Below are 17,403 nucleotides of genomic sequence, written 5' to 3'. Positions count from 1 at the left end.
TCGAACCAACTGCACGAAGCGCACAGCAACAGGAGCTAGCCATGCACAGCGACCAACAAATCAAGAACTGGATCCCGGTCTGCGACCTCGACGACATCGTGCCCAACACCGGCGTATGCGCCCTCATCGACGGCGAACAGGTGGCGGTGTTCCACGTGATCGACACCACCGGCGGCGGCCAGGAAACCCGCGTGTTCGCCATCGGCAACTATGACCCCAACGCCGGGGCTGCGGTGCTCTCGCGCGGCCTGGTGGGCAACCTGGGCGAACGCATCGTGGTGGCCTCGCCGATCTACAAGCAGCACTTCGACCTGCAGACCGGCGAATGCCTGGAAGAGCCGGCCAATTCGGTGCCCGCCTGGCCCGCCCGCATCGAGGCCGGCCGTATCCTGATCGGCGCCTGACATGAACGCCCCGGCCGACAAGGACGGCAAACCCGCGCTGGTCGTCATCGGCAACGGCATGGCCGGCATGCGTACGGTGGAGGAATTGCTGAAGCTGGCGCCCGACCTGTACGACATCACCGTGTTCGGCGCCGAGCCGCACGGCAACTACAACCGCATCATGCTCTCGCCGGTGCTGGCCGGCGACAAGAGCATCGCCGACATCATGCTCAACACGCGCGAGTGGTATGCGCAGAACGGCATCACGCTGCATGCCGGCGATCCGGTCGAACACATCGACCGCCGCCGCCGCGTGGTGCGCTCCCGGAGCGGCGTCGAGGTGCAATACGACCGCCTGCTGCTGGCCACCGGCTCCACGCCGTTCATCATCCCGGTGCCGGGCCATGAACTGCCGGGCGTAATCGCCTTCCGCGACATCCAGGACGTCGACGCCATGCTGGAAGCGGCACGCACGCACCGCCACGCGATCGTGATCGGCGGCGGCCTGCTGGGGCTGGAAGCGGCCAACGGGCTGATGCGCCAGGGCATGGAGGTGACCGTGGTGCACGTCACCGACACGCTGATGAACCAGCAGCTGGACAAGCCGGCCGCCGAACTATTGAAGAAGGCGCTGGAAGCCAAGGGGCTGCGTTTCCTGCTCAATGCCAACACCGCCGAAATCGTCGGACCGGACCGCGTGAGCGCGGTGCGCTTCAAGGACGGCAGCGAGATTCCCGCCGACCTGGTGGTGATGACCGCCGGCGTACGCCCCAACATCGCGCTGGCCAAATCAGCCGGCCTGCATTGCGAGCGCGCCATCATCGTCGACGACACGCTGCAGACCTATGACCCGCGCATCTACGCCGTGGGCGAATGCGTGCAGCACCGCAAGGCCACCTTCGGCCTGGTGGCGCCGATCTGGGACCAGGCGCGCGTCTGTGGCGCGCACCTGGCCGGCGCCGGGCATCGCCGCTACGTGCAGCAAGCCACGGCGACCAAGCTCAAGGTGACCGGCGTCGACCTCTATTCCGCCGGCGACTTCATCGGCGCCGAAGATACCGAAGACCTGGTGCTGCGCGATCCGCGGCGCGGCATCTACAAGCGCCTGGTGCTGCGCGGCAGCCGGCTGGTGGGCGCGGTGCTGTACGGCGACGTCAAGGACGGGCCGTGGTATTTCGACCTGATCCAGAGCGGACGCGATATTTCCGCCTTCCGGCGCGAACTGCCGTTCGGGCAGGCGATGTGCCAGAAAGCTGCCTAGGCTGCATAGTTTCAAAGGAACCGATACGTGAACCTGTCCCCCACCCCGATCGCCATTGCCGCCGCCACCGTCCAGACCACCTGCCCCTACTGCGGCGTGGGCTGTGGCGTCTCGGCCTCGCTGCGGCAAGACGGGGCCATCGGCGTCAAGGGCGACGAGCGGCATCCGGCCAACAAGGGACGCCTGTGCGTGAAAGGTTCGACCCTGGGCGAGACGGTCGACCTCGACGGCCGCCTGCTGTATCCCCAGATGCGCGACGGCAACGGCGTAATGCAGCGCGTCTCCTGGGATGCCGCGCTCGATACCGTGGCCGGCAAGCTGTCGGCCATCGTCGCCGAGCACGGCCCGGATGCGGTCGCGCTGTACGTCTCCGGCCAGTTGCTGACCGAGGACTACTACCTCGCCAACAAGCTGATGAAGGGCTACATCGGCAGCGCCAACATCGACACCAATTCGCGCCTGTGCATGTCGTCGGCGGTGGCCGGCCACAAGCGCGCCTTCGGCGAAGACCTGGTGCCGGTCTGCTACGAGGACCTGGAACTGGCCGACATGGTGGTGCTGGTCGGCTCCAATGCGGCGTGGTGCCATCCTATCCTGTTCCAGCGCATCGCCCGCATCAAGGAAACCCGGCCGCACGCCAGGCTGGTAGTGATCGACCCGCGCCGCACCGCCACCTGCGAACTGGCCGACCTGCACCTGCCGGTCAAGGCCGGCACCGACGTCTGGCTGTTCAACGGCCTGCTGAGCTACCTGGCGCATCGTGGCGCGCGCGACAACGGTTTCATCGAAGCGCATACCAGCGGCTTCGACGAAGCGCTGGCCGCGGCCGACGCCGACTGCGCCGATCCCGCCACGGTGGCGCGCATCTGCAAGGTCGACCTAAAGGATCTGATGGCCTTTTACGAAGCCTTTGCCGCCACCGAAAAAGTCGTGACCGGTTTTTCGATGGGCGTGAACCAGTCCTCGGCCGGCACCGACAAGGTCAACAGCATCATCAACTGCCACCTGATCACCGGGCGCATCGGCCGTCCCGGCATGGGGCCGTTCTCGATCACCGGCCAGCCCAATGCGATGGGCGGGCGCGAAGTCGGCGGCCTGGCCAACATGCTGGCTGCGCACATGGACCTGGACAACGCCGCCCACCGCGAGATCGTGCAAGGCTTCTGGGCATCGCCGCGCATCGCCGACAAGCAGGGCCTGAAGGCGGTCGACCTGTTCCGCGCCATCGAGGACGGGCGCGTGAAGGCGGTCTGGATCATGGCGACCAATCCGATGGTCAGCCTGCCGGATGCAGACCTGGTGCGACGCGCCCTGGAGAAATGCGAACTGGTGGTATCTTCCGACATCATCGAAAAGACCGACACCAACGCCTTCGCCCACGTGCTGCTGCCGGCGCTGGGCTGGGGCGAGAAGGACGGCACCGTCACCAACTCGGAGCGCCGCATCTCGCGCCAGCGCGGCTTCCTGCTGGCGCCCGGCGAAGCGCGCCCGGACTGGCAGGTCATCTGCGACGTGGCCCGGCGCATGGGCTTCGACGGCTTCGACTTCGACGGCCCGCATGCGATCTTCGACGAACATGCGCGGCTGTCGGCGCACCGCAACGGCGAACCGGGCATCACTGCAGGCGCGGCCGGCAAGATCCGCCGCGTATTCAACCTGGCAGGCCTGGTTGGCATGGACAAGCGGCAATATGACGCCCTGCAGCCGATCCAGTGGCCGGTGCGGCGCCTGTCCGACGGCAGCATCGCCGGCGCCGCGCGCGTGCTGGAAGACCTGCACTTCACCCATGCCGACGGCCGCGCGCGCTTCGTGGCGACCGCACCGCGCAACCCGGCCAACAAGACCTGCGACGACTTCCCGCTGGTGCTCAACACCGGCCGCGTGCGCGACCACTGGCACACGATGACACGCACCGGCAAGTCGGCCACGCTGGCCAACCATATCCCGGAATCCTTCATCGACATCCATCCGCAGGACGCGTTGCTGTACGGCGTGCGCGAAGGCGGCCTGGCGCGCATTTCCAGCCGCTGGGGCGCAATGGTGGCGCGCGTGCAGCACGGCGGCGGCATCCCGCGCGGCAGCGTGTTCGTGCCGATCCACTGGAACAACCAGTCGGCCTCGGACGCGCGCGTGGGCGCCCTGGTCAACCCGGTGGTCGACCCGGTATCGGGCGAACCGGAGTTCAAGCACACGCCGGTGGCGATCGAGGAATTCCGCGTGTCGTGGCACGGCTTCATCCTGACCCGCCACGACCTGGCGCTGGACGACATCACGCACTGGACCCGCGTGCAGGGCCGCGACTTCACCCGCTTCGAACTGGCCAGCCGCAACAACATCGACGACCATGCGGCATGGGCGCGCAAGCTGCTGGGCGTGGAAGACCCCGAGGCCGACTGGCTGGAATACGAAGACCTGAGCGCCGGCGCCTACCGCGCCGTGCATGTGGTCAAAAACCGTATCGACATGTGCATCTTCATGTCGGCACGCCCCGACCTGCCCTCGCGTTCGTGGCTGGCCGGATTGTTCGCCAAGGAACAACTGGAAGAAGCCGACCGCGTCGGCCTGCTGGTGGGCCAGCCGATAGAAAGAGGCGCCGATGCCGGCCCGACCGTATGCTCCTGCTTCGGCGTGGGCCGCAACACCATCTGCGGCGCCATCCGCAGCAAGGGCCTGAAGGAAGTCGGCGAAGTCACCGCCTGCCTGAAAGCCGGCGGCAACTGCGGCTCGTGCGTGCCGGAGATCAAGAAACTGCTGGTGGAAATCAAGGCGGCGGATGCCGCTGAAGCGGCCTGAGCGCGCCGCCGCAGATATTTCCACAAGGGCAAGTTGACCTGGATGGCCGGATGCTGCTATTATTCCGCTTCTCGGAGTGTAGCGCAGCCCGGTAGCGCACCTGGTTTGGGACCAGGGGGTCCAAGGTTCGAATCCTTGTACTCCGACCACTCATTAAAAGAAAACGGGCTGTCGCAAGACAGCCCGTTTTCTTTTCCGCAATCGTTTCGGCAAGCTTCCGCGAAACGGCTTGCGTCTCTGCCCTTAGCTCAACCGGATAGAGCAACGGCCTTCTAAGCCGTAGGTTAGGGGTTCGATTCCCTTAGGGCAGGCCAGTTTCTTTCGTACTTTTCTTTGCAGATCAGGCACTTACTGCGTCGAGGGTGGACGGCAATCACCGAGACCGACCCGATAATTTTACTTCAGCAGTGTGCTCAAAGTGTGCTCACTCGCCCTCCGGCTTCCAGCGTGCCCCCCAGCTAAAATGCCCGCTGCATCCATGCAATGGGGTACTGCGCTCTTATGTACGCAAGGAATTCCACACCAAACGGCGTCATCCGATATTGAGGTACGGCAGCCTCCACTTTCTCAACGGCCCCGGCACCAACGAGGAAATCCATGTAGCTTTCAAACGAGTACTCCATATTGTCGGACAGTCGCTGGTACTCCTCGTGATATGCAGATAGGGCAGGCGCAGAGACAGGCCCGCCATTTCGACTGCTAAGAAAAACCAACACCGATATTTGTGTCCCGAATATGCGGACGTACAACCTCTCTGACGATAACGCCGTCATCACTTTCTTGTATTCGATAACCGTTTGGGCGGGATTCTCACGCACATAAGCTATGGCCGCCCTTGCATGCGGGTCGTTGACCAGCTCAGGCGGTAGAGGCTCTTCGGCTGGCGGATGTGGCTCATTGACGGCTGGCTCATCCCGCAGTGCAACACCTACGCCCACTGGTGCCACGAAATCGGGCACCGGTGGTACTAAAACATCCGGGGCATTGACACTGCCTTGAGGTGCATCTTTAGGCGGGGCAGCGTGAATCTCTTGACCTAGAATCTTGCCACTGACAATGCGGCTCAAGAGGTCATCTATAGCAGCTTTAAACTTGAACACTGCGAACAGCGTAATCACAACGGCCATCGGCGGCCAACTGAACACGACCTTCAGATACTCCAGCAGCATCGTCCAATTAACGGCGCACATCGCCCCCCCCTTCGTTTTCTAGTTTTGTTGGCGCAATTTAGCAAACTCATCAACCCACAACTACTCACGACCAAAACTTGATTCGGATTTTTACGCGGCCTACTGCGCTGCGCCAGAGATGCCACTCCCCCGTGACGGTTTTGGTCATTTTGATTTCGATGCCTCGATTTTGCGAAGCACCACGTGGATTGTCGAAAGATAATAGTAGAACATCCAACTCAGCCAAATAGAGGCGTCATAGGCGGTCTTCTGCTGGTCATTCAAATGCCGAATACCAAAGTTGTTCGCTATGTTAAATAGCTCGCTCTCATCGCTCTTAGTCAGTAACACCTTCAACTGGGGACGCAGATATTCGAGAACGTCTACAAGATCGCGTACAGCCTGCCGGCGATCATCCGTTGTTGACCCGTGTCGTCTGTATCTCACGATAGCAGCGTTCGTTCTCTCGACGATGGTCTGATCCTTTGTTGGTAAATCTGCCTCGAAGATCATCTCAAAACCAACATCTGGACTCTGAAGAATCTCCCCCTTAACTGATAGCTCATATCTCCGCGCATAGTTTCCCAACACACCATTGATTTTCTCGCGGAACAGCACCTGCCCTTTCTGTTTATTAAAGGTCTCCCAATGCATCCCACATCCGCCAAAGTTGTGCATGGTTCCATCAACGGGCGCAGACACATGCTGATATAGGAATTCGATCACGTCGAATAGATCATCTTCGGAATACGAAAGCGCCCGATCCTCAATTGGATACAAGTCTTTCTTTCTGATGGCGAGAAGCATCTCCAAGTCCACATCTCCAATGTAACCCGGCGTGTGTCCCGCATCGACACACCAAGAACCAAGTGCCTCATCAAAATAGCCATCAGTTTGCAACTGGCTAAAAACTCGGATAAACAACCCACAAATGTCTAGCAGGGGAAGCCCCTTAGCATTTGGGTTCAGTCCTTGCCGTTCTGAGTAGTACCTATGAGATGTCATGTCACTCCCCGCAATGAAGTCGCTAAATTTACCGCAAAAGGCCCGGTAATTAATCGACCGTTTGTTTGCCAGCGGTAGCACCTCTTCGGGAGTGGTAATAAAATCCTTGTAAACACATTGATTACCACGCACAATGATTACCACATTTGTTTTTCAAGGTAATCATGTCCTCCCGCACCTTCCTGTATGCCCGTGTCTCCACGGTAGACCAAACCACAGATAACCAAGCTCTCCTCGCCAAGCAGGCTGGATACGACATCCTCCCGCGCCGTGTTCGGGCGGAGACTATTAGCGGCACCGTTCCAGCAATGGAGCGTCCAGTGTTCGTTCAGTTAGTCTCCGAGCTTGAGCCGGATGACATCCTCGTGGTCGCGAAGCTGGATCGCCTAGGGCGCAATGCCGCCGACGTTGATCGGACGGTAGAAATGCTACGGCAAAAAGGCATTCGCGTCGTAGTACTCGACTTGCCTGTGATGGAAGTGACCAGTGCCGCCGGTGAATTGGTGCGCCGAATGTTCGCCGCATTCGCCCAGTTCGAACGGGATCAGTTGATAGAGCGAACACAAGCAGGGTTAGCGCGTGCAAAGGCCGAAGGGAAGGTACTAGGCCGCAGGGACACCCTTGCCGTACTCGCAGAGAAGCAAGGGATGAAGCTGTCCCAGTTGCATGAAGAGATACGTGAGAAGCTGGCCAGAGGGGCTACAGCGCGAGGACTGGCGAAGGAGTACGGCGTCTCCCACCCAACTATTATGAAGGCGGCACAGCAGGCGCAATAGCTGCTATAGACGTCCCATTAAGGCCAGTCAGAAGCAAACTGACTGGCTCTTCTCTTTGACGCCAGAACGGCACAGGTAATTTCGGTCAGCTATGTGCACGACACAGCCAAGGAGTGAAAGTCATAAAACCGAGACTGAAGTGGTGAATACGTCCACTTTCATCTTAAAAAAAACCATTTCAAAACAAATACTTAAAGGAATTCCTATTGAATTATAAGACTGGATGTGGTGATGAGCCACGCCCGCGATTCATACCTGCCACCTTGGCTCCTCAGTTGAGGACAGTCACGACCCCGCTCAAAATAAAAAGCGAAGCAAGAACGAAGTACCACGCATCGGTCATCACTGAGTACGTGGACATTGACACAGGGGAAATAGTGTCAGCAGCAGAGGCGAAGAAACACAAGGGCTTCTGGCCCGAGATTCACGTCAGTGAAAGAAGCTTACAACGTCAAGCAGCAGTCGCCAGTCTACGAAAAGAAGTAAGAGACTTCGCTTTGTTCGTGCTTCAGTTCACTAACCAGCGGCGCGGCATCACTCCAGGCGTCAGCATACTCACCCGCTGGTACGCCAAGCTACACAACCGCCAAGCCCAGCATATCCGCAGGTATCTCCCGAAACTCATGGAAGCGGGTATTCTGGCTGGTGAATCCCTCCTTGGCCCACTCTTCCAATCAGCCGGTAAGCATCTCACAGCTAAAGCACATCTCTCAAAGGACTCAATAGCCGCCCTTCGGCTCCTCACCCTTGCGATCAAACAACAGCAACCATCATGCATACAAAGCCCGCAATGGCTAGCCAACGTTGAGACCCGGATGAACCAACTGCTGGATAGGATCATGGAGAGGGTTCGTGCAACCAAGGGCATTTGCAAGGATTGGGCATCAGCGTATCAATGCGACGAGTGATCGTTTCACACATCAAAAATGAAGGAAACAGCAACATGAGAAAGAAAGGAGACGTCAAAAAGACCTTGCTTATCAAGAAAGCTATCAAAGAAATGTCAAAGAACTTCATCTCGACGCCGGGCCTTGGCTCTGGCTTCTACGGGTAGGCGGTGGTAGCCCTCCAACAGCACAGGCGGATTCTCTTCTCCCGAAGACTACTTGGACAACGGTGGGTACCAGTTGTATTGAGTGCAAGAGCGGGGCATCAGCCCTGCTCCTCCCTTCTCTGTGCGCGTGCGTCCTATCTGTTTTCCTTTCAGCAGGCTAGTCGTCATTTCTACATTAAAAATGTACTTAACTTCATTTAACTGCGTGATATGGTTAACAAACCGAATATAAAAATCAAAGAGGTAATCAATGCACGCTGGACTTGAGAAACTTTGCACATCACTGGACAGCGTTGGGACAGCTGTTTTAGCGACGACTAGCGATGACAGAACGATGACGGAAATGTATGGATGGAATCACCCAGCATTGAACCGACACGATCTAGCGAGAGCTGCAACTGGGCTGTCCGAACGTATTAGAGCAACAGCAAGCGATACAGTCCCTGCACCACTAGAAAATGCCTTGGCAAGACTGCCAACGCAACTAACGCTTCTTCAAACACAAACTGTCCAGTATTTGTTTAACGGCCACGGGCAACAGGCTGCACCAGCCTACATGTCCACTTTGAGTAATATAGAGGCACAAGTCGCAAGTGCTTTGGGGTGGGAAAAGGTCGATAACAACATTTTGCCGACAAAGCTCGCTCGGCGACTCCGTTCTCTCAATGCCCAAATAGAGCAACTTACCCCCGACAAAGAAGCCCTTACGAATCAAATCAACTTGATTAAAGAGGCCTTTGAAGCAGCAGAAACACTCCCTTCAGATTTGGAAAGCCTCAATTCAGCACGCGCCGAAGTGTCACGAATCTCGGACGAATCTGCGGCGCTTCTCGGCAAGATTCAGGGTCGATCCGACGAAGCAAATGCAGCATCAGCTGATCTCACAGCCAAGCAAGACGAAGCTAGTCGTTTGGTCGCTCAATGCGAAGAAGCATACCGCATCACTACGACCAAAGGCCTTGCAGCAGCATTCGATCAACGTGCGTCCAAACTAGGTGTCTCCATGTGGGTCTGGGTTTTTGGACTATTGGCGGGCCTCACCATTGGCGCATATCTGGGAATTGGCCGCGTAACACTACTGTCAACCGCAATGACATCGGACAACCCGCAATGGAACGTCATTTGGATGCACATTGTCCTTTCCTTGCTAAGCATTGGCCCACCATTGTGGTTCTCTTGGTTGGCGACAAAGCAGATTGGGCAGCGATTCCGGCTTGCTGAAGACTATGCCTTCAAGGCGTCAGTAGCCAAGGCATACGAGGGCTATCGCAAGGAGGCAGCTCGTATCGACGAAGCGTTTGAAGCCAGACTGTTCGGTTCAGCACTGACCCGCCTAGAAGAAGCGCCACTGCGACTGGTTGAGAGCGAGACTCACGGAAGCCCTTGGCACGAATTGATTAGCTCAGCCGCATTCCAAAAGGCGATAGGGGTGGTACCAGAGCTAAAAGATAAGTTTGTTGAAATAGCAAAGACAGGGATGCAAAAGGGAGGGGGCGGCAAGAGCAAGCAACAAACGCCCCCTGATTCAAAAGCGACGCAGGATGACTGACCTTAGTTCAGCTTCTGGGCTAACTTATTGGCTTCAAGGTGAGTGTATCGTTGAAGCATACGCATGTCTTTGTGGCCGCTAATAGATGCGACTTCAATCGGATTAAGTCCCTTTTCAAATAGTCGAGTGATTGCTTCATGCCGCAGGTCATGGAAGCGGAGGTCTTCGATACCAGCACGCTTCCGAGCATTCTGGAATGCGCGCTTAACAGCCTCCCCGGTCACTCCGGGGAACACCGGGCCAGCACGATCCAGTGTTAGCTCTATGACCGCGAGTTTTCGTAGCAACTCTATCGCACGCATTGAGAGCGGCACCGTCCTATGGTCGCCGTTCTTTGTATTGGGTAGGTGCGCAGTGCGCTTGTCGAGGTCAATATAGCGCCAATCAAGCGAGACGATCTCTCCTTGCCGCATGGCCGTCTCGATGGCGAATTGAATCATTGAGTATAGGAATCCGCCCTGCGCTGTCTCCGCTGCAAGAAGCAAGCGGGCCAGTTCATTCCCCCGCAGCCGGCGTATTCGACCTTTCGATCGCTTCGGCTTGCGAGGTAACGCGAATGGATTACAGACAAGCTCAAGCCCCCACTCCCGCCGCGCCATGTTAATCACCGCCGACATCAAATGCATCTCGCGGGTTACGGTATCAGGGGCGACTTCCCCCAAGCGGCGATCCCGCCATTGCGCGATGATTGATGGAGTGAGACTCCCTACCGCATAACTGGAAATCTTGTCTCTCCCCAGCTTCCCCAGCCGCAATATCTCGCTTTCCGCCGACTTCTTCAGCGGTGATACAAGAACGCTGTACCGCTGCATAAGATCGCGGAACGGCGTTGCATCCGATACCAGCGGCGCATCCATCGGTACTGGCGCACGAGCCTCTACATGCAATCCAAGCTTCTGCCTCGCACTCTCTTGCGCCCGCAAGGCGGCGTCTCTATCGAGATCAGCTTCTACCGCAGCAATCCACTTCTCGGCCTCCGCCCTGTTGGGGAAATTTTTGGAAACCGCCCGGTAGCCTACTCGGCGTACACGGGCTTGATATGTTGTTAGCCCGATATTGTCATCACGTACTTGGATCGTTCCCACACAATTCTCCGTAAAGTGAATTTGTTTGGGCAAGTCCTCGTACTAGGCTGCGCCTGTCAGCGCTTATAGGCTGATACCAATGCTCGTGCGAGCCATGTGAATACAAATGCTATCAGTGATCATCACCCGCCTCCACTTAATTCAGCTTCTGAACGAGGTTGGCAACGTCGAGGTGCGTGTAGCGATCCAGCATCGCCAGCGTCTTATGTCCGGTGATCCGGGCCACCTCGATGACGTTCAGCCCTTTCTCGAACAGCCTGCTCGTGGCCTCATGCCGCAGGTCATGGAAGTTGATATCCCCCATCCGGGCGCGGACTGCTGCCCGCTTGAAGCCTTGAGTCACGGAGTCCGGGGCAAGCGAGAACACCTTGCCCTCCTTCTCCGGCCCCATCTCCTCCAGCAGCCCCAGTGCCACGGTGGACAGCGGTACCGTCCGTGGCTGGTCGGTCTTGGTCTTTGGCAGGTACACCGACCGGCGGGCCAGATTGACGTGTTCCCACCGGATGCCCATGATCTCGCTCCGGCGCATGGCCGTCTCCACGGCGAACCGGATGATTACCTTTAGCTCTGGGGACTCCGTTGAGGCCACGATCCTGTCCACGACCTCTGGCGGCACCCGCATGTCCCGGCCCTTGGGCATAGGCGGTCGTCTGGTCTTCGGAATGCCATTGGGCAATACCACGCCCCTTTCGCTCGCCGCGATCACGTAGGCACGGTGCAGGAGGTTCAACTCGTGGATTACGGTCTGTGGGCCGACTGAGAGCAGCCTAGCGGCCTTGTATTGGGATAGGTTGAGGGATGTAAGGGTATGCACCCGGTAATCGCCTAGAGCGGCGAATACGGGCTTGGCTCGGGACACATCGTCCTTGGGGCGGGCCTTGGTGACGGATACCTCATCGAGATACCGTTGCAGCATCTCTCGGACTGTCATGGTCTGCCCAGAGGTGGAACCGGAGAACTGCTGCCGGGCCATCTGGGACTCGACCTCACGGCCCCATGCTTGGGCCTCGCTCTTGGTATCGAACGTCTTGGTTTGGGCTGGGTAACCCTTCATGCGAATTTGGGCTTTCCACTTGCCCCGGTACTGACTGATTGTTGCCATTGCGACCTCGTATACGGTCGCCGTCACTTAATCAGTAAGTGTGCTCAATATGTGCTCAGAATCGCTCAACCGGATACAGCGCCGCGTCCCGTAAGGGATGCAAGCCAACGAGCAACGGCCTTCTAAGCCGTAGGTTAGGGGTTCGATTCCCTTAGGGCAGGCCAGTTTCTTTCGTACTTTTCCGACATCGATTCCTCCCAAACTCACTTAGAATTCACTTGCAACTGGTTAAGTTCGGGGGCGGGTTGAAATTACTTTGGGGGAATGTCGAATGATGATTCGTGATATCAAGTGGCAACTGCTGGCGCTGATCGTAATCAATTTTCTTGTCGGCTCAATCATCGGCGGACTGGGGTATATGAAGCTCAAGGAGAGCGATGCCGGACTCCATCAGGTTCTCGATTCCAACCTGATCCCGATCACTCAGATTGCCGATTTCCGGCGCAACGACACCATGTTGAACGAGTACCTGCTCTCGGCATTGCTCGACAACGATCCCACGCCAACCGCGCCGATCGGCGAACTCCAGCGAAACATGACCCGCGCCTGGCGGGTGTACTACGCTTCCGGCGTCAGCAGCCGGGCGGAGGTCGAGTCGGCAGACCGCATCGCCGCCCTCCTGCCCGACTACATGAAACTGGTCGATCAAATGGTTTTATTGATCGAGAATCGGCGTTTCGAAGAAGCGAAGGTTTTTCTCCATCAACGCATCCAACCGGTGCGCACATCCATCAAGGAAAGCTCCGAGAAACTCTATGCGGCAAATGAAAGCCAAAGCCAACGGATTTCAAAAGAACTGAGTTCTTCGATTGACGCCTCGCTCGTCGTCTTTGCCGGTTTCGCCATCGCTTGCATCGGCATTTCACTTTTCATTGCCATCCTGACATTCAGGACGATCTGGTCCTACCTCAGCCAGATACACCGGCTGGCCAATGACATTTCCCGCAATCGCCTGAAGGGCGAACAACAGGTCGGAGATGAAATCGCGCAAGTGGATCGGCTGCTTGCGCTGGCAAGGGAGATACGATGAATTTAGGTTTGGGACTCGGCGATCCAAGGTTCTGATCAAAAACGGGCTCTTGCAACAGCCCGTTTTCTTTTGAGGACAACGGCTTTCCAAACCATCGGTTGCGAATTCGATCCCGTTCGGGCGCAGCCTCAAACAACCTTAGCAGTTTCCCGCACTCGCAGCGCATCGAACCTTGTCGCGCTAGCGATGGCAAGGCGTTGCCGCCGCACTTATCTTGCGGCGGCGGCCGGCGCCGGGGATGTTTCCAGCCTGGTCACGACATAACCGACTGGCGTCCAGCGATCCAAGGTTTGCACCAGCGAAATCTTTTCCACTGTCGGCGCTTTGGCGAAACGGGAGGAAAACACCACATTGACGTACTCGCCTGGCGGCAGGTTCGCCGGATTGCTGATCCGCACGATCTGGATCCATTCCCGGGTCCCGATAGGCCCCAGTTCTCCTTGCAGGGATGCAAGGTATTTACCCCAATTTTCCTTGCTGACACCCTTTTGCATGACAGGATCGCTCAGCCCCCACATCCGGTCGGACTGATTGTCGTCGGCCAATGCTGCCCAGCGGGTGGCCGCCGCAACCGCCGTATCGATCGATGCGGTAGATTGCGCCAAGGCCTGATGCGACGCGGCGATAGCAGCCATGGAAAATGCGACGAGGCAGGAGAATTTTTTAAATGATGGGCATGCGGCCATTTTTCTCTTCCTGTTCTTCCGATATATCGGATGCGTGTTCATTCTGTTTTTCCTCACCATTGGAAACCGGCGCCGACTGCCGCCCCGGTTTTGCCGCGGCTGTTCGTCGTCGCGGCGGCTTTAACGATCCAGCGGCCGTTTTCGGTATAGGTCGACAAGCCCAAAGCCAGGCCGGTCTGGCCTTCATAAGTGCTGCCGGCAATCGACAACATGCTCTTTCCCGGCGCACCTGGCTGCGGCAAACCTGCCACCGCCAGCGCTGATGCGGTGCCGCCATTGGCATCGTGGCGATACTTGTCCAGATCGCCACGCAGGTTGTTGATCTGGCTGTCGGTATATTGCTTTGCCTGGCCGACGGCGTTGTTGATGAGATCGCCGGCAGGTGGCATGCCGCCGCCTCCTCCTTCGCCCCCGCTGCCTCCTCCCGGGATGCTGGCCGCCAACGCCTTCAACTGGCTGACGTTGACCGCATCGGTATCGGCGCTGCCGGCGGCCACACCGGTGATCTTGCGATTGCCGATGTTGACTTCGCCGGCCGAGGTCTGCGCCGCCGCCAGCGCGTAGGCGATATAACCCGCCTGCGCACCGACGGTCGTGGCCGATCCCGATCCCAGCGCGATGCTGTCCGCATGGGAAGCCGTGGCGCCGGAGCCGAGCGCAATGCTGGCGCCGCCGCTGGCATTGGCGTTGGCCCCCTGGGCGATCGATTGCGCACCGCCGGCGATAGCGCCGTTGCCCAGCGCCATCGCATCGGCCTGCAAAGATTGCGCATTCTGTCCGATCGCCATGCCGCCGGTGGCAGCCATATCGACCACGGCGCCGTTACCGATGCCGATGCCGTTATTGCCGTTGACCACCGTATTGGGGCCCACCGCCACCGAATCGGTACCGATCGCCAGCGAATCCGCCCCGCTCGAATTGGCATGGAAATACTTGGTGGTGGAGGTCGCAAACGACTGCAGCGAACCTCTCAACTGGCGTAGCGTGACCGCATCATGGTCTTGCGTGCCGTCGGCGACGTTGATGATCTGGCGATACGTTCCCCCACCGCCGACCGAGATGGCGCCCAACAAGAGCTGGTCGGCGGTGTTGTAGGGAATCCCCGTGGCGCCCACAGGGATACTGCCGTTGGAGGTGGCGATCGTCCGATTGGAAATGGAGCCGGAGCCCAGCGCCACACCGCCCAGTACGGAAGCTGCCGCGGCATTGCCGAGCGCCACGGCATTCTCGGCAGAGGCCTGGGCGTTGTAGCCGACCGCCGTCGCCCCTTGCGCCGAGGCATGCGCATCGTCAGGCGCCAGTCCGGTATCGTTGGTGCGTACGTACTTGACGCCCGCGCCATTGCTGCCGTCCCCGACAAGATTGCCGATCAGGTTGCCAAGATTGGTGACATTGGTGTTCGTCGCAAACAATTGCGAACCGTTGACCGCATCGGTACTGCCCGCGCTCAGCGTGCCGGCGGCCACATTGGTGATCTTGTTCGGCCCCGTCCCAAGATGGTTGGCGCTGAATGCCCCGGCGCCGCCGTTTGCCGCCGGATCCCACAGCAAAGCATCTTGCTGCAACGCGGTGAATTTATTGTTTATCGCGCTCAATTGATTGACATTGACCGCATCGGTGCCGTTGACACCCGCCGCCACATTGGTAATGGTCCGCTCATTGCCGGCCGAGCCGACCGATACTTCCCCCACCGAGTTTTGCAATGTACTCAGTGCAAACGCGGTGTAATTGGTCTGGGCCCCGACTGCAGTCTGGGCGTTCGCCCCCAGCGCCACGCTATTGGCATGCACGGCTTGCGCAGCCGCCCCAAACGCAATGGCATTGGATTGGTTGGCCAGCGCCGTATTGCCCAGGGCCAGCGCTCCCGCCATCGTCGCCTGCGCGGCGTTGCCCAACGCCACCGCATTGGCCGCCGAGGCAATCGCGCCGTTGCCGCCGGCAAAGGAACTGCCGCCCGTCGCCTGCGCGGCATTACCGATGGCCGTATCGCCGGTGCCGCTCGCAGTCGCCGTATTGCCGATCGCTATCGTCTGGTTGCCCGTGGCAAAGGCGCCCACGCCTAACGAAGCGCTTCTGATGCCTGATGCATGTGCGCCGGCGCCAAGTGCTATGCCTTGCGCGCCGGATGCCGTAGACGTATTGCCGATCGATACGGCCGAATCGCCGGACGCAAGGCTCCCGCCGCCGACGGCCACCCCAACGCGCCCGCTCGCCACCGCTCCCGATCCTCCCGCGAAAGATGTACTGCCGGTCGCCTGCGCGGAATTACCCACTGCCGTGCCATTGTTGTTGCTGGTGGCGCCGGCTCCGACGGCGGTATTGCCGGCGACAAAACTGCTTACCCGGCGACCGCTGTCCGGCCGCCAGTTATCGGTGAGCGTACCGCTGGAGCCTGCCGCATTGGCGACCGCTCCATTGCCGATCGCCACGGCGCTGGCTCCGGATGCGCTGGCATTGGCCCCGCCTGCGAAAGACCGATCCCCCGATGCGTTTGAAAAAGATCCAATTGCGGAAGATACTGCGCCGGAAGCACTGGCATTGTCTCCGATAGCAGTCGCATAGGCGTTGCTTGCCCTGGCTGATGCCCCCAAAGCGATGGTCGCCTGGGCCGTACCCTGGGCGCCATTGCCCACCGCCAGAGAATCCGCTCCGGAACAAACAGCGGTCGCACCGAACGATCCCGATCCCCCGATCGCAACGCATTGGCCATCGCTTGTCGCGCTGCCTATCGCAAAACCCTGGTTATTCCCTGTGTTGGAAGCTTGCGCGTAGGCCAACGATGGATTGAACAGCGCCATCGACAAGGCAATCGGCGACACCGACAAGACCGCCGCGCGCATGATCCCGGCCGGTTCGCGGGAATCGCCGCATCCCTCGCTATTACGTTTCCCTTGGGCCGATGCCAGTTCGGAAACCGCAGTCCAAGTACCGGAGCCATGGTTCCATATGGTGTGGAATACGCGATTCATTGCTAGCCTTTCTCAATTCGCAGGCATGAGCTCTCCCCTATCGGCCTGGCTTCGCCTCCGATATCGTTAAACTCGCCTCGTATTGTTTGATCAGAATTTCGCTGTCACTGGCTCATCGCCACATTCAGCTTGCGTGTCTTCCCTGGGGTTTTCGCCAAACGTCAATCGTGCTGCACGATGCGTATCTGGCTTTTTTGGAGATATCGGTTCCGGTAGCACCGACCATGGTGTGAAATGAAGATTGCGTGATGTCCTCCCGGAAATCGCTGGCATGGCAATCTCCCGACGAGGAAATCTTGCACAGCGAAATTACGACAGGGCCATTTTATTTATTAATTTTTAATTTTCACGCCCTGCAATAACAATGATTGGAATTCCAAAAAAATCTCGGCTTCACAAAGAAATCCGACGAATACAAAAACAGAATTATTTTCCCGGAAAACCTGGCGTGCCGGAATTCGGCGCAGTACCGATGGATTGCCCAGGCACGCCTCGCAGCTTGTACATTGGGATGTACGCGCAAAAGAACAAATCGATTCCA

Annotated in this window: 13 protein-coding genes and 2 tRNA genes; 9 read left to right on the top strand and 6 right to left on the bottom strand. The window is 58.6% G+C overall.

The annotated features are described in order from the left end of the window. Positions 1-41: 41 nt before the first annotated feature. From nirD to J7548_RS01015, 5 genes are all read left to right on the top strand, one after another. Positions 42-404 (top strand): nitrite reductase small subunit NirD, encoded by a 363-nt coding sequence (nirD, locus tag J7548_RS01035; protein ID WP_290969162.1) that lies wholly within the window; start codon positions 42-44, stop codon positions 402-404. A gap of 1 nt (position 405) precedes the next feature. Next, positions 406-1,644, top strand: coding sequence for an FAD-dependent oxidoreductase (locus J7548_RS01030; protein ID WP_290969161.1), 1,239 nt, complete (start codon positions 406-408; stop codon positions 1,642-1,644). 27 nt (positions 1,645-1,671) lie between these two features. Next, on the top strand, positions 1,672-4,437 hold the full coding sequence (locus J7548_RS01025; RefSeq protein ID WP_290969158.1) for a nitrate reductase: 2,766 nt from the start codon (positions 1,672-1,674) through the stop codon (positions 4,435-4,437). 72 nt (positions 4,438-4,509) lie between these two features. Beyond that, a tRNA-Pro gene (locus tag J7548_RS01020) sits at positions 4,510-4,586 on the top strand. A gap of 88 nt (positions 4,587-4,674) precedes the next feature. After that, positions 4,675-4,751 (top strand) — tRNA-Arg (locus tag J7548_RS01015). 144 nt (positions 4,752-4,895) lie between these two features. Here the strand turns inward: J7548_RS01015 and J7548_RS01010 are convergent. Together J7548_RS01010 and J7548_RS01005 are read right to left on the bottom strand one after the other, a co-directional pair. Then, complete coding sequence (locus tag J7548_RS01010) at positions 4,896-5,606, bottom strand: hypothetical protein (RefSeq protein WP_290969154.1); 711 nt, start codon at positions 5,604-5,606, stop codon at positions 4,896-4,898. Between the two features lie 165 nt (positions 5,607-5,771). Then, positions 5,772-6,743: a hypothetical protein gene (locus tag J7548_RS01005; RefSeq protein ID WP_290969152.1), complete on the bottom strand. Its 972-nt coding sequence runs from the start codon at positions 6,741-6,743 to the stop codon at positions 5,772-5,774. Positions 6,744-6,775: 32 nt separating this feature from the next. Between J7548_RS01005 and J7548_RS01000 the strand changes: the two genes are divergently transcribed. From J7548_RS01000 to J7548_RS00990, 3 genes are all read left to right on the top strand, one after another. Next, positions 6,776-7,387, top strand: coding sequence for a recombinase family protein (locus J7548_RS01000; RefSeq protein ID WP_290969149.1), 612 nt, complete (start codon positions 6,776-6,778; stop codon positions 7,385-7,387). 206 nt (positions 7,388-7,593) lie between these two features. Then, entirely contained in the window at positions 7,594-8,295 is a 702-nt protein-coding gene (locus J7548_RS00995; RefSeq protein ID WP_290969146.1) for a hypothetical protein, read from the top strand. Positions 8,296-8,775: 480 nt separating this feature from the next. Further along, positions 8,776-9,990, top strand: coding sequence for a hypothetical protein (locus J7548_RS00990; protein WP_290969144.1), 1,215 nt, complete (start codon positions 8,776-8,778; stop codon positions 9,988-9,990). 2 nt (positions 9,991-9,992) lie between these two features. Here J7548_RS00990 and J7548_RS00985 read toward each other — a convergent pair whose 3' ends face one another. Both J7548_RS00985 and J7548_RS00980 read right to left on the bottom strand, forming a co-directional pair. Beyond that, positions 9,993-11,075 (bottom strand): site-specific integrase, encoded by a 1,083-nt coding sequence (locus tag J7548_RS00985; protein WP_290969141.1) that lies wholly within the window; start codon positions 11,073-11,075, stop codon positions 9,993-9,995. A 136-nt stretch (positions 11,076-11,211) separates the two neighbouring features. After that, positions 11,212-12,177, bottom strand: coding sequence for a site-specific integrase (locus J7548_RS00980; RefSeq protein WP_290969138.1), 966 nt, complete (start codon positions 12,175-12,177; stop codon positions 11,212-11,214). Positions 12,178-12,448: 271 nt separating this feature from the next. Between J7548_RS00980 and J7548_RS00975 the strand changes: the two genes are divergently transcribed. Further along, positions 12,449-13,207, top strand: a complete 759-nt coding sequence (locus J7548_RS00975; protein ID WP_290969135.1) for an MCP four helix bundle domain-containing protein — start codon at positions 12,449-12,451, stop codon at positions 13,205-13,207. A 209-nt stretch (positions 13,208-13,416) separates the two neighbouring features. On the opposite strand, the gene J7548_RS00970 is transcribed toward J7548_RS00975, so the two are convergent. After that, positions 13,417-13,935, bottom strand: coding sequence for a DUF4019 domain-containing protein (locus J7548_RS00970; protein WP_290969132.1), 519 nt, complete (start codon positions 13,933-13,935; stop codon positions 13,417-13,419). A gap of 11 nt (positions 13,936-13,946) precedes the next feature. Further along, positions 13,947-16,862 (bottom strand): YadA-like family protein, encoded by a 2,916-nt coding sequence (locus J7548_RS00965; RefSeq protein WP_290969129.1) that lies wholly within the window; start codon positions 16,860-16,862, stop codon positions 13,947-13,949. Positions 16,863-17,403 lie beyond the last annotated feature (541 nt).

This window comes from Herbaspirillum sp. (assembly GCF_017744395.1).
In the GTDB taxonomy this organism is placed as follows: Bacteria; Pseudomonadota; Gammaproteobacteria; order Burkholderiales; family Burkholderiaceae_D; genus Herbaspirillum.
The sequence above is the reverse complement of the archived record's forward strand: the minus strand, read 5'-3'. Positions and strand labels throughout refer to the sequence as shown.